We start from the raw sequence: 13,115 nt of genomic DNA on the forward strand, positions 1-13,115 counted from the left end.
AAGGCTGGAACCGGCGCACTCATCCACTGCCACAATAACAATTGGTAACAAGTCTAGCATGGACGGCCCCTGCCCCTTAATCGGAGCCGCACTCCCCATCGATTGCTCCGTAACTGTCGTTTTGACAGCCCTAAACGACAGTTACGGAGCAGCCGATGGTTAAGCAGGGATGGTCCCCCACCTTGCGGTGAAGGACCATCCCGTGGCTAAGACTGCCTGTTACCGGAAGTCGTTGCCCAGGTCGTAGTCATCCAGCGGGATGGCGTGGAACTCAGGAGCTCCGTCCCCACCCAGGGTGTCGTACGAGAAGTCACTGAATGCGCTGGGGCCGGTGAACAGGTTGGCCTTTGCTTCCTCAGTGGGCTCGACGGTGACCTCGGTGTAGCGCGGGAGGCCCGTGCCGGCCGGGATCAGCTTACCGATGATGACGTTCTCCTTGAGGCCGAGCAGCGGGTCGCTCTTGCCTTCCATGGCCGCCTGCGTCAGGACGCGGGTGGTCTCCTGGAAGGAAGCCGCGGACAGCCAGGACTCGGTGGCCAGCGACGCCTTGGTGATGCCCATGAGCTCAGGACGTCCGGAAGCCGGAGTCTTGCCCTCGGACACAACACGGCGGTTGGCGTCCTCGAAGCGGCTGCGCTCGGCGAGCTCGCCGGGCAGCAGGTCCGATTCGCCGGACTCGATGACCGTGACGCGGCGCAGCATCTGGCGGACGATAACCTCGACGTGCTTGTCGTGGATACCGATGCCCTGGCTGCGGTACACGCCCTGGACTTCGTCCACCAGGAACTTCTGTGCCGCACGCGGACCCATGATGCGCAGGACCTGCTTGGGATCCACCGGTCCGTTGATCAGCTTCTGGCCGACGGTGACGTGGTCGCCATCCTCGATCAGCAGGCGTGAACGGCGCAGGACCGGGTAGGCGATCTCTTCGGTTCCGTCATCGGGGGTGATGACCAGGCGCATCTGGCGCTCGGACTCTTCGATGGTGATGCGGCCGGCTGCTTCAGCAATCGGTGCGACACCCTTCGGAGTACGGGCTTCGAAGAGCTCCTGGATACGGGGCAGACCCTGGGTGATGTCGTCGCCGCCGCTGGCGGAAACAGCACCACCGGTGTGGAACGTACGCATGGTCAGCTGGGTACCGGGCTCACCGATGGACTGTGCGGCGATAATGCCCACGGCTTCGCCGATGTCCACGGTCTTGCCGGTGGCCAGCGAGCGGCCGTAGCAGAGTGCACAGGTGCCGACGCTGGACTCACAGGTGAGTACGGAGCGGACCTTGACCTCGGTGATGCCTGCCTTGAACAGCTCGTCGATGACCACGTCACCGCAGTCGGTGCCGGCGGCTGCGAGGACCTTGCCCTCGGAGTCCACGACGTCAACGGCGAGCGTACGTGCGTAGGCACTGTTCTCGACGTTCTCGTCCAGGACCAGCTCACCGTTGGAATCGGCGACGGCGATGGGCGTGACCAGGCCACGCTCGGTGCCGCAGTCCTCTTCGCGGACGATGACATCCTGGGAGACGTCCACCAGGCGGCGGGTCAGGTAACCCGAGTTGGCGGTACGCAGAGCGGTGTCAGCAAGACCCTTACGGGCACCGTGCGTGGCGATGAAGTATTCCAGAACCGACAGGCCCTCACGGTAGGAGGACTTGATGGGACGGGGAATAATTTCACCCTTCGGGTTGGCCACCAGGCCACGGATACCCGCGATCTGGCGGACCTGCATCCAGTTACCACGTGCACCGGAGGACACCATGCGGTTGATGGTGTTCATCGGAGACAGGCTGTCGCGCATTGCCTGGGCGATCTCGTTGGTTGCCTTGTTCCAGATCTCGATCAGTTCCTGGCGACGCTCGTCGTCGTCGATCAGGCCCTTGTCGTACTGGCCCTGGATCTTGGCGGCCCGCTCCTCGTACCCGGCAAGGATCTCCGGCTTGGCAGCCGGAACCTCGATGTCGGAGATGGCGACGGTGACGCCTGAACGGGTGGCCCAGTAGAAACCGGCATCCTTCAGGTTGTCCAGCGTTGCCGCGGTGACGACCTTCGGGTAGCGCTCGGCGAGGTCGTTGACGATGCGGGACAGTTCACCCTTGTCGGCAACAGCTTCAACCCAGGGGTAGTCCTCGGGCAGGGTCTCGTTGAAGAGGACCTGGCCCAGGGAGGTCTGGACGAGCGCGGGCTGACCCTGCTCCCAGCCTTCCGGAGCTTCCCAGCCGGCGTACGGCACGAAGCCTTCGAGGCGGATCTTGACCTGCGAGTTCAGGTGCAGCTCGCGGGCGTCGAACGCCATGATGGCTTCCGAAACCGAACCGAAGATGCGGCCTTCGCCAGCTGAACCCTTGCGCTTGGTGGTCAGGTGGTAGAGGCCGATGATCATATCCTGCGAGGGCAGGGTGACCGGACGTCCGTCAGAGGGCTTCAGGATGTTGTTCGAGGACAGCATCAGGATGCGGGCCTCAGCCTGGGCTTCGGGGCTCAGCGGCAGGTGGACTGCCATCTGGTCGCCGTCGAAGTCAGCGTTGAAGGCGCCACAAACCAGCGGGTGCAGCTGGATGGCCTTGCCTTCAACAAGCTGCGGCTCGAACGCCTGGATGCCCAGGCGGTGCAGGGTAGGTGCACGGTTGAGCAGCACCGGGTGTTCGGTGATGATCTCTTCCAGCACGTCCCAGACCTGCGGACGGTAACGCTCAACCATGCGCTTGGCCGACTTGATGTTCTGGGCGTGGTTGAGGTCAACCAGGCGCTTCATCACGAACGGCTTGAAGAGCTCCAGCGCCATCTGCTTGGGCAGGCCGCACTGGTGCAGCTTCAGCTGCGGGCCGACGACGATGACCGAACGGCCGGAGTAGTCGACGCGCTTGCCGAGGAGGTTCTGGCGGAAACGGCCCTGCTTGCCCTTGAGCATGTCGCTCAGGGACTTCAGCGGACGGTTGCCCGGTCCGGTGACCGGACGGCCGCGGCGGCCGTTGTCGAAGAGGCTGTCAACAGCTTCCTGAAGCATGCGCTTCTCGTTGTTGACGATGATCTCCGGAGCACCCAGGTCAAGCAGGCGCTTGAGGCGGTTGTTGCGGTTGATCACACGGCGGTACAGGTCGTTGAGGTCGGAGGTCGCGAAGCGGCCACCGTCCAGCTGGACCATGGGGCGCAGTTCCGGCGGGATCACCGGGACGGCGTCGAGGACCATGCCAAGCGGGCTGTTGTTGGTGGTGAGGAACGCGTTGACCACCTTCAGTCGCTTGAGGGCACGGGTCTTGCGCTGGCCCTTGCCGTTGGCGATGATGTCGCGCAGCAGGTCCGACTCGGCCTGCATGTCGAAGCTTTCAAGACGCTTCTTGATGGCCTCGGCACCCATGGAGCCTTCGAAGTACATGCCGTAACGGTCGCGCAGCTCGCGGTACAGGCCTTCGTCACCTTCGAGGTCAGCGACCTTGAGGTTCTTGAAGCGGTCCCAGACCTGCTCGAGGCGCTCGATGTCGGCGTCGGCACGCTTGCGCACGTTGGCCATCTGGCGGTCGGCGGAGTCGCGTGCCTTCTTCTTGTCGGCAGCCTTCGCGCCTTCACCCTCAAGGCGGGCAATTTCGCCCTCAAGGTCGCGGGCGATCGCAGCGATGTCGGAGTCGCGGTTGTCGATCAGCTGCTTCTTCTCGATGTCGTGCTCAACCTGCAGGTTGGGCAGTTCCTCGTGGCGGGCAGCTTCATCGACGCTGGTGATCATGTAGGCAGCGAAGTAGATGACCTTCTCGAGGTCCTTCGGTGCCAGGTCAAGGAGGTAGCCCAGGCGGGAGGGAACACCCTTGAAGTACCAGATGTGGGTAACGGGAGCGGCAAGCTCGATGTGTCCCATGCGTTCGCGGCGGACCTTTGCGCGGGTGACTTCAACGCCACAACGCTCACAGATGATGCCCTTGAAGCGCACGCGCTTGTACTTGCCGCAGTAGCATTCCCAGTCCCGGGACGGGCCGAAGATCTTCTCGCAGAAGAGGCCGTCCTTCTCGGGCTTGAGCGTGCGGTAGTTGATGGTTTCCGGCTTCTTAACCTCGCCGTAAGACCAGCCGCGGATGTCTTCCGCGGTGGCGAGGCCGATCTGCATGAGGCCGAAGGAGGATTCGCTGGACATATGGTCCCTGTTCTCTCTTGTTCTCTAAATTCTGAAGTCTTGGGTGCGGGATGAGGGAGGGAGCGTACCGGAATAAGACAGCGCGGGTGGCGCATTTCCCGGTACGCCCACCTGCTAGACCTCTTCTACGGAACTGGGCTCTGCACGGGACAGATCGATACCCAGTTCCTCCGCAGCCGTGAAGACTGCGTCATCAGAGTCACGCATTTCAATTGTGGTTCCGTCCGTGGAAAGAACTTCCACGTTCAGGCACAGCGACTGCATTTCCTTGATCAAGACCTTGAAGGACTCGGGAACACCCGGCTCCGGGATGTTCTCGCCCTTGACGATGGCTTCGTAAACCTTCACGCGGCCATGGATGTCATCAGACTTGATGGTGAGGAGTTCCTGGAGCGTGTAGGCGGCGCCGTAAGCTTCGAGCGCCCACACTTCCATTTCACCGAAGCGCTGGCCACCGAACTGTGCCTTACCACCCAGCGGCTGCTGCGTGATCATGGAGTACGGGCCGGTGGAGCGCGCGTGGATCTTGTCGTCCACCAGGTGGTGGAGCTTCAGGATGTACATGTAGCCGACCGAGATCGGATCCGGGAACGGCTCGCCGGAGCGGCCGTCAAACAGGCGGGTCTTGCCGGAGGAGTTGATCAGGCGTTCGCCGTCGCGGGTCACGTTGGTGGAGTCCAGCAGGCCCGTGATTTCCTCTTCGCGGGCGCCATCGAACACCGGCGTTGCAACAGTGGTCTGGCCACTTTCGCGCGGCAGGTTCGGCAGCTGCTTGACCCACTCCGGCTCGCCTTCGATCTTCCAGCCGGTCTTGGCAACCCAGCCGAGGTGCGTTTCGAGCACCTGGCCCACGTTCATACGGCCCGGGACACCCAGCGGGTTCAGGACGATATCAACGGGGGTGCCGTCGGCAAGGAAGGGCATGTCCTCAACGGGGAGGATCTTCGAGATAACACCCTTGTTGCCGTGGCGTCCGGCGAGCTTGTCACCGTCGGTGATCTTGCGCTTGGCAGCGACGTAGACGCGGACCAGCTGGTTGACGCCCGGGGGCAGCTCGTCGTCGTTGTCGCGGTCGAAGACGCGCACGCCGATGACGGTGCCGGACTCGCCGTGGGGAACCTTCAGGGAGGTGTCGCGCACTTCGCGGGACTTCTCACCGAAGATGGCGCGCAGCAGGCGCTCTTCCGGGGTCAGCTCGGTTTCACCCTTCGGGGTGACCTTTCCGACCAGGATGTCCCCTGCTTCAACCTCGGCACCGATGTGGATGATGCCGCGCTCGTCCAGGCCCGCTAGGACTTCCTCGGACACGTTGGGGATGTCACGGGTGATTTCCTCGGCACCAAGCTTGGTGTCGCGGGCATCGATCTCGTGCTCCTCGATGTGGATGGAGGAAAGAACGTCCTCGGCAACAATGCGCTGCGAGAGGATGATGGCGTCCTCGAAGTTGTGGCCTTCCCATGACATGAATGCCACGAGCAGGTTCTTGCCGAGGGCGAGTTCGCCCTGGTCCGTTGCCGGGCCGTCGGCGATGATGCCGCCAACTTCCAGGCGCTGGCCTTCGTTCACCAGGACACGGTGGTTGTAGCAGTTGCCCTGGTTGGACCGGGCGAACTTGTTGATGCGGTAGTTGGTCTCCGTGCCGTCGTCGTTAAGCATGATGACGAGCTCGGCGGAAACCTCGGTGACCACACCGGCCTTCTTGGCGATGACAACGTCACCGGCGTCGACGGCTGCGGCGCGCTCCATGCCGGTGCCCACGAAGGGGGCCTCGGAACGGACCAGCGGCACGGCCTGGCGCTGCATGTTGGCACCCATGAGTGCGCGGTTTGCATCGTCATGCTCAAGGAACGGGATCAGGGCGGTAGCCACGGACACCATCTGGCGCGGGGAAACGTCCATGAACTCGACGTCCTCGGCGGGCACGAGCACGGGCTCGCCTCCACCACCACGGGCACGGACCAGGACGGTCTCTTCGGCGAACTTCTTGTTCTCGTCCAGCGGCGCGTTGGCCTGGGCGATCAGCACCTCAGCCTCGTCGTCGGCCGTCAGGTACTGGACGTCGTCGGAAACGACGCCGTCCTTGACGAGGCGGTACGGCGTCTCGATGAAGCCGAACGGGTTAATGCGTCCGTAGGATGCCAGCGAACCGATCAGACCAATGTTGGGGCCTTCAGGGGTTTCGATGGGGCACATACGTCCGTAGTGGGACGGGTGCACGTCACGGACTTCCATGCCGGCGCGGTCACGGGACAGACCACCCGGGCCAAGGGCCGACAGGCGGCGCTTGTGGGTCAAACCCGAAAGCGGGTTGTTCTGGTCCATGAACTGCGACAGCTGGGAGGTTCCGAAGAACTCCTTGATCGCTGCAACCACGGGGCGGATGTTGATCAGGGTCTGCGGCGTGATGGCCTCGACGTCCTGGGTGGTCATACGCTCGCGGACAACGCGCTCCATGCGGGACAGGCCGGTACGGACCTGGTTCTCGATGAGCTCGCCGACGGCGCGGATGCGGCGGTTGCCGAAGTGGTCGATGTCGTCGATTTCGACGCGCAGGTCAACTTCCTGGCCGTCACGGGTGCCCTTGATGGTCTTCTCGCCGGCGTGCAGCGCAACGAGGAACTTGATCATGGCAACGATGTCTTCAACGTGCAGGACCGAGGCTTCCTTGTCGCCAAGGGAGCGGTCAATTCCGAGCTTGCGGTTGATCTTGTAGCGGCCAACCTTGGCCAGATCGTAGCGCTTGGAGTTGAAGTACAGGTTGTCCAGCAGAGACTGGGCAGCCTCGACGGTGGGCGGCTCGCCCGGGCGCAGCTTCCGGTAGATGTCCAGCAACGCGTCTTCGCGGGTCTCGGTGGCGTCCTTCTCCAGCGTTGCGCGCATGGAGTCGTACTGGCCGAACTCTTCGAGGATCTGGCCTTCGGTCCAGCCGAGGGCCTTCAGCAGCACGGTGACGGACTGCTTGCGCTTGCGGTCGAGGCGGACGCCGACCTGGTCGCGCTTGTCGATTTCGAGCTCGAACCAGGCGCCGCGGGACGGGATGATCTTCGCGGTGAAGATGTCCTTGTCGCTGGTCTTGTCGGCGGCGCGCTCAAAGTAGGCGCCCGGGGAACGGACCAGCTGGGAGACGACGACACGCTCCGTGCCGTTGACCACGAAGGTGCCCTTCTCGGTCATCAGCGGGAAGTCGCCCATGAACACGGTCTGCTGCTTGATTTCGCCCGTGTTGTTGTTCATGAACTCGGCCTTGACGTACAGCGGAGCGGAGTACGTAGCGTCCCGGTCCTTGCACTCGGCCATGGTGTACTTGGGATCAGCGAACTCCGGATCCGAGAAGCTCAGGGACATGGTGCCCTGGAAGTCCTCGATCGGGGAGATCTCTTCAAAGATGTCCGACAGGCCGGACGTCGTGGCGACGCTGAGATCGTTTTCTTCGACAGCCTTCGCTACGCGTGCCTGCCAGCGTTCGTTACCGACCAGCCAGTCAAAGCTGTCAGTCTGCAGGGCAAGCAGATTCGGAACGTCAAGAGGTTCGTGAATCTTTGCGAATGAGAGCCGGCGAGTGGCACCATCAGTGCTGTCGGCAGTGTTAGCGGTTTCGTTATTAGAGGTGCTCGAGGCGACCAAGAGGGATCCTTCCACAGACCTTCAGGCGTTTTCAGATCTCCCCCGCTGTGCACCCTGCGGAATGCTCCGCAGTGCTACCATCCGGTTCCGCTATATGACCCGGGGCCCGCGCTGACCATGCTGTGACGTTGTTGACGGCACGTTGATAGTCAGCTGCAAGGCAAAGCCCACCGCTATATGAAGGCTGAAGGTAAACAGGGAAGACGCAAATATCTACGATACGGCAAAATAACCTACATGTCTACCCCATGTCCGCCCGGAATGCAAGCACCGGTTTTGCGCCGATCCGGAACGCCGCTCCCGTGATCCGCTCGGGTGGGGCTGTGGGCAGCGGGACTACAGCCGCAGGGTGACTCCCGCGTCCGTGCAGGTCCCGGCGTTGGCAAAGACGGCGTCCCGGACCGCGTCCTGTGATTCCTGCGCGGGACCGCCGCCGGAACCGGCCGCACCCGAATGGTCAATGGCCAGCAGGCTCAAGGAGGCGAACAGGCCGCGCAGGTCACCGGACACCGTCTCCTTGGCCTCTTCGGCCCGCAGGTAGATGTCCTCATAGGCTTCGGAGTCGTTGGGCGGGACGGCCGCGTAGCTTTCGACCAGGGAGTTGAAGAGCTCGCACGCTACCTTGGTGCCATTGGCAGGGGACGACGACGGCGGCCCGGCGCTGCCGCCGGCGGAACCACTTGTGCGGGTGGAGCTTGGCTCCGGCTGGGTTGACACCGCGGAGGGTGCCTCCGAGGCGGGCACGGATACGGAACACGCGGTAAGCGCTGCGAGGGCCGCGGTTGCCGCCGTGGCGAGGATCTTTTTCACGCTGCTGCTCCAACCGTTCCGGGGCAGGGACCTGCTCCCCCTGCAATAATGTCCGCGGTCCAGCCTACGCACGCCGCCGTCGTCGTGCACGCTCAGAGAATGGGGACCTCTCCCCTCCCCCGCCTCTCCTGCCGTATGGCTGCCGCGGCGGGCAGGCTTCACCGTGGCGACGGAATGCACACAGCGCGCCAGGCGTTTGAATACTTAGGTGACCAGGGTCACGATAGCCTTGGTGGCACACACCGGAAAACGGAATGGAAGAGATAACCATGGGCAACTCCCGTGACAACACTGACGTTGTCATCCTCGCAGCAGTGCGCACCCCGCAGGGCCGGATCAATGGGCAGCTGGCAAGCTTCACCGCAGTGGAACTGGGTTCCCGGGCCATCAAGGGCGCCCTGGACGCCAGCGGTGTGGACGCCGGTGACGTGCAGGCTGTCATCATGGGCCAGGTTCTGCAGGCGGGTGCCGGCCAGAACCCGGCCCGGCAAAGTTCAATAGGTGCCGGTATCGGCTGGGACGTCCCCGCGATGACAATCAACAAGGTTTGCCTGTCGGGGCTTACGGCGGTGATCGATGCCGCACGGATGATCCGCGGCGGCGAAGCGGAAGTGGTGGTGGCCGGCGGCCAGGAGTCCATGACGCGGGCCCCGCATCTGCTTCCCGGCTCGCGGCAGGGCTGGACCTACGGTTCGATCCAGGCGCTGGACGCTGCGGCGCACGATGGCCTGACGGACGCCTTCGACGGCCAGTCAATGGGCCTGTCCACCGAGACCCGGAATCTTGCCCTGGGCATTGACCGCACCTCGCAGGACAACGTGGCGGCCCAGTCCCATCAGCGGGCTGCGCTGGCCGCCAAGAATGGAACGTTCGACGATGAAATCGTTCCGGTCAGCGTCAAGCAGCGCAAAGGCGATCCCATCGTGGTGTCCGCTGACGAGGGCGTGCGCCCGAACACCTCGGTGGACTCCCTGGCCGGGCTCCGTGCAGCTTTCGTGACGGACGGTACCATCACCGCCGGGAACTCCTCTCCCCTGTCGGACGGGGCCGCAGCCCTGGTGCTGGCATCCCGCGGCTACGCCGAGGAACATGGCCTGGAGTACCTGGCCGTCCTGGGAAAGCCCGGGCAGGTTGCAGGACCGGACAACTCACTGCATTCACAGCCGTCCAACGCCATCAAGAATGCCCTGGGACGGGCCGGCTGGACCGTTGCTGACCTTGATTTCATCGAAATTAACGAAGCATTCGGGTCCGTGGCCGTCCAGTCGCTCAAGGACCTGGACTACCCACTGGAAAAGTGCAACATCCACGGCGGGGCCATCGCCCTTGGCCATCCCATCGGTGCCTCGGGTGCACGGCTGGCCGTCCATGCCGCACATGAGTTGAAGCGCCGCGGAACGGGCAAAGCCGCCGTATCCTTGTGCGGTGGCGGGGGGCAGGGCGAAGCGCTCCTGCTTTACCGCGACTGATGGCCGGTTCACCTGTGAACGGGGCCGATGGCGCCGGACACGGACGCTTCCTGGCCGATGCCGAGGCCCGCGGCCTGGCGGTGGACATCGTGGAAAGGCCGGCCGCCAAAAGCCTCGAAGAAGCAGCCGGCATTCTGGGAATCAGCCCTGCAGACATCGTCAAGTCACTGGTGGTCAAGCACAAGGACGGTACGTTCCTTTTTGCACTGATCCCCGGCGACCGCCAGATTTCCTGGCCCAAGCTGCGGACCCTGGTCGGTGTCAACAAGCTGTCCCTGCCGCCCGCCGACGTGGCGCTGGAAGCGACGGGCTACGAACGCGGAACCATCACGCCGCTGGGCAGCACCAGCAGCTGGCCGGTCTACGCGGACGCCAGCATCACCGGGCGGCGGATCTCGATGGGTGCCGGTGCCCACGGGTACAGCGCCTTCGTAGACGCGGACGCCCTGACCGCTGCCCTGGACGCCGTCGTCGCGGACATCAGCGACCCCGCCTGACTTCCCACCCAACCAGGTAGCGCTAAGTGCCGTTTTGGGCCCCATAACGGCACTTAGCGACCTGCTTTCGCCGGGAACGCAAGAAGCCCCGCCCACAAAGGTGGACGGGGCTTCCTGAGGAAAAAGCGCGTTACTACTTGAGGGTAACGGTTGCGCCTGCAGCCTCGAGCTGCTCCTTGGCCTTCTCGGCAGCTTCCTTGGTTGCACCTTCGAGGACAGCCTTGGGAGCGCTGTCAACCAGGTCCTTGGCTTCCTTGAGGCCCAGGGAAGTGATGGCGCGAACTTCCTTGATCACTGCGATCTTCTTGTCGCCGGCAGCTTCGAGGACGACGTCGAAGTCAGTCTTCTCTTCAACCTCTTCAGCAGCAGCGCCGGCGGGGCCAGCAACAGCAACAGCAGCAGCGGTAACTTCGAAGGTCTCTTCGAAGAGCTTGACGAACTCGGAGAGCTCGATGATGGTCAGTTCCTTGAAAGCTTCAATGAGCTCTTCGTTGGTGAGCTTCGCCATGGTAGGCGTCCTTCCTGTTGTGGTGCTCAGCGGCACGCGGCCGTGCTTCACACCGGAGTCTGGTCTAAAAGAGAATTAGTTCTCTTCGGTGGCTGCGGCTTCGGCCGGAGCTTCGGTCTCTGCTGCTTCTGCGGCCGGAGCTTCTTCAGCGGCGGGCGCCGCGGCAGCTGCCGGTGCACCGTTCTCTTCTTCAAGCTTGAGGCGCAGGGCATCGATGATGCGTGCAGCGGCGGCAGCAGGGGCCTTGAGGACGCCTGCAACCTTGGCGAGCTGCAGCTCGCGGGACTCGAGTGCTGCCAGGGCGGCAACCTCGCTGGCGTTCAGTGCCTTGCCCTCGAAGTAACCGGTCTTGATGACCAGCTGCTTGTTGGTCTTGGCAAAATCCGTCAGGCTCTTGGCAGCGGCAACTGCGTCACCCTTGATAAACGCGATTGCAGTGGGGCCGGAGAGCTGGTCGTTGAATGCTTCAACGCCGGCTTCCTTGGCTGCAATGGCGGTCAGGGTGTTCTTGACGACCGCGAACTTGGTGTCCTGGCCGAGAGAAACACGCAGCTGCTTGAGCTGTGCAACGGTGAGCCCGCGGTATTCGGTCAGGACAGCGGCGTTCGATTCCTTGAAATCGTTGGTGATCTCAGCTACTGCTGAAACCTTGATAGGCGTTGCCATAACCCTCCTTCCGGGGATAGTGCCGGTATTCGACGGTCCCCGCTCGGATGAGCTAAAACTAAAAACGCCCCGCGCAGATGCACGGGGCTTGGCTCAACACAGGTATCCCGTGGAGCTTTGCTTCGTTCACCTGCGCCGGCCGCCCTGCGTTGAGGGTCCTTCGTCCGGAAATCCGCTTCAGTCCCCCGCGCACAACTACAGAGTTGAGCTATGTTCAAGGGAGTGGATTTCCAACAACCGACGGTCTTTGGTCATCCCAGTCTACGGGAGGTCCCGCCGCTGCGCCAAATCGGCAGTCAGCTGTTGCTGGTGCCAAGGTGCGGAAGCTCCTTTTGCCATATCCCCGTCACGCCCGCGGTCCGGAATCCCAACTGCTGGTTGACGGTCAGGAGGTACCGGTTTTCCGGGGCGTTCCAGGTGTAGATGACCCGGGCGTCCGGAAACTGCTCAGTCAGCCGCTCCATGTTCGCCACCTTGATCAGGAGCCCCAGCTTGTTCCCGCGGTGCTCCTGCAGGACCAGCGTATCGTCCTGGAAAACCACGTCCGCGCGGTGAGCAAGCACCGTGATGGTGGTCAGGCCCACCAGCGCCCCGCTGGCGAGATGCTCGACGGCGGTGACCACCGTCCGCCTGCCCTGCGCAATGGCCACATCTTCGGCCTCCCGGAGGATGGCGCCGTCGAACACCATGTCCTGCTCCACCGGCACGTGCAGTGACGGATCGACGTCGGCCCCGGCCTGGTTTTCAAGGACAGCTACGGCCTCCAGCCAGCGGTCCGGGCACCGGTCCGTCCAATGGTGCAGCCGGTACCTGCCGTTGTTTGCTTCCTCCGCTTCGGCCTGCAGGTCCGCCACCAGCTTCGAGTCCAGTGGCAGCAGGCACGAACTGAACTGCTCAATGTGCTGCAGGGTGTAGCCGGTGCGCTGGGCGAACTCCACTTCGCGGCTCTCCAGCGGCACGAAGCCCTGCCCCGATCCGGGGACCAGCTGGGCGCGCTCGAATTCGTGAAGGGATGCGCCCGGATGGTTGGTATCCACCAGGATCATGGTGCGGCCCTCATTGCGGGCCAGTTGCTCCGCTGCCTGGAGCAACCGCCTACCGACGCCCTGGCGCTGGAACTCGGGCAGGATGTCCAGCGTGAACTCCGCGAGGTCCAGGTTGTCCGTGAGGGGCAGCGCGATATCAACGGTGCCCACGATCTCCCCGTCCACCTTGGCTACGAGGATCAGCTGCCGCTCATAGGGATCCGCGAACTCAAGAAGCTTTTCCAAGGGGCCGTAGGCAAGGTCGTCGCTGCCCCAGGTCTGCATGCGGACTTTTCGTCCCACTTCGACGGCGGCAAGGAAGTCCGCTGCGTCCGGTGCCTCAAGTGAATCAGGGATCCAGAGCTGCTCGATCTTCACGTCTTGTGCCATTGGCGCA

The 13,115-nt window shown here is 63.4% G+C and carries 8 protein-coding genes; 2 read left to right on the forward strand and 6 right to left on the reverse strand.

Going from position 1 to position 13,115, the window contains the following annotated elements; genetic code table 11:
* Positions 1 to 219: 219 nt before the first annotated feature.
* From ABRP28_RS09420 to ABRP28_RS09430, 3 genes are all read right to left on the reverse strand, one after another.
* On the reverse strand, positions 220 to 4,119 hold the full coding sequence (locus ABRP28_RS09420) for a DNA-directed RNA polymerase subunit beta' (RefSeq protein WP_174176741.1): 3,900 nt from the start codon (positions 4,117 to 4,119) through the stop codon (positions 220 to 222).
* A gap of 114 nt (positions 4,120 to 4,233) precedes the next feature.
* Positions 4,234 to 7,743 carry a DNA-directed RNA polymerase subunit beta gene (rpoB, locus tag ABRP28_RS09425; protein WP_231454775.1) on the reverse strand — a complete coding sequence of 1,170 codons (3,510 nt, stop codon included), beginning with the start codon at positions 7,741 to 7,743 and terminating at the stop codon, positions 4,234 to 4,236.
* A 336-nt stretch (positions 7,744 to 8,079) separates the two neighbouring features.
* Positions 8,080 to 8,553, reverse strand: a complete 474-nt coding sequence (locus ABRP28_RS09430; protein WP_350002078.1) for a hypothetical protein — start codon at positions 8,551 to 8,553, stop codon at positions 8,080 to 8,082.
* Between the two features lie 269 nt (positions 8,554 to 8,822).
* On the opposite strand from ABRP28_RS09430, the gene ABRP28_RS09435 reads away from it, so the two are divergent.
* Both ABRP28_RS09435 and ABRP28_RS09440 read left to right on the forward strand, forming a co-directional pair.
* On the forward strand, positions 8,823 to 10,022 hold the full coding sequence (locus ABRP28_RS09435) for an acetyl-CoA C-acetyltransferase (protein WP_350002144.1): 1,200 nt from the start codon (positions 8,823 to 8,825) through the stop codon (positions 10,020 to 10,022).
* On the forward strand, positions 10,022 to 10,519 hold the full coding sequence (locus tag ABRP28_RS09440; protein ID WP_350002079.1) for a YbaK/EbsC family protein: 498 nt from the start codon (positions 10,022 to 10,024) through the stop codon (positions 10,517 to 10,519). Before ABRP28_RS09435 ends, ABRP28_RS09440 begins: the two co-directional genes overlap by 1 nt.
* A 133-nt stretch (positions 10,520 to 10,652) precedes the next feature.
* Here the strand turns inward: ABRP28_RS09440 and rplL are convergent, their stop codons facing one another.
* From rplL to ABRP28_RS09455, 3 genes are all read right to left on the reverse strand, one after another.
* The gene (gene rplL, locus ABRP28_RS09445) at positions 10,653 to 11,027 is read right to left on the reverse strand and encodes a 50S ribosomal protein L7/L12 (RefSeq protein WP_066277893.1); all 375 of its coding nucleotides are present in this window, start codon (positions 11,025 to 11,027) and stop codon (positions 10,653 to 10,655) included.
* Positions 11,028 to 11,102: 75 nt separating this feature from the next.
* The gene (rplJ, locus tag ABRP28_RS09450) at positions 11,103 to 11,693 is read right to left on the reverse strand and encodes a 50S ribosomal protein L10 (RefSeq protein ID WP_350002081.1); all 591 of its coding nucleotides are present in this window, start codon (positions 11,691 to 11,693) and stop codon (positions 11,103 to 11,105) included.
* A gap of 296 nt (positions 11,694 to 11,989) precedes the next feature.
* Positions 11,990 to 13,108 (reverse strand): GNAT family N-acetyltransferase, encoded by a 1,119-nt coding sequence (locus ABRP28_RS09455; protein ID WP_231454779.1) that lies wholly within the window; start codon positions 13,106 to 13,108, stop codon positions 11,990 to 11,992.
* Between the last annotated feature and the right edge of the window lie 7 nt (positions 13,109 to 13,115).

Origin of the sequence: Pseudarthrobacter sp. WHRI 8279 (assembly GCF_040224115.2) — a bacterium.
In the GTDB taxonomy this organism is placed as follows: Bacteria; Actinomycetota; Actinomycetes; order Actinomycetales; family Micrococcaceae; genus Arthrobacter.

What these genes read in the sequence shown, in the direction of transcription:
- ABRP28_RS09420 (WP_174176741.1), bottom strand. Translation starts at nt 4,119, where the DNA reads ATGTCCAGCGAATCCTCCTTCGGCCTCATGCAGATCGGCCTCGCCACC.
- ABRP28_RS09435 (WP_350002144.1), top strand. Translation starts at nt 8,823, where the DNA reads ATGGGCAACTCCCGTGACAACACTGACGTTGTCATCCTCGCAGCAGTG.
- ABRP28_RS09440 (WP_350002079.1), top strand. Translation starts at nt 10,022, where the DNA reads ATGGCCGGTTCACCTGTGAACGGGGCCGATGGCGCCGGACACGGACGC.
- rplL (WP_066277893.1), bottom strand. Translation starts at nt 11,027, where the DNA reads ATGGCGAAGCTCACCAACGAAGAGCTCATTGAAGCTTTCAAGGAACTG.
- rplJ (WP_350002081.1), bottom strand. Translation starts at nt 11,693, where the DNA reads ATGGCAACGCCTATCAAGGTTTCAGCAGTAGCTGAGATCACCAACGAT.
- ABRP28_RS09455 (WP_231454779.1), bottom strand. Translation starts at nt 13,108, where the DNA reads ATGGCACAAGACGTGAAGATCGAGCAGCTCTGGATCCCTGATTCACTT.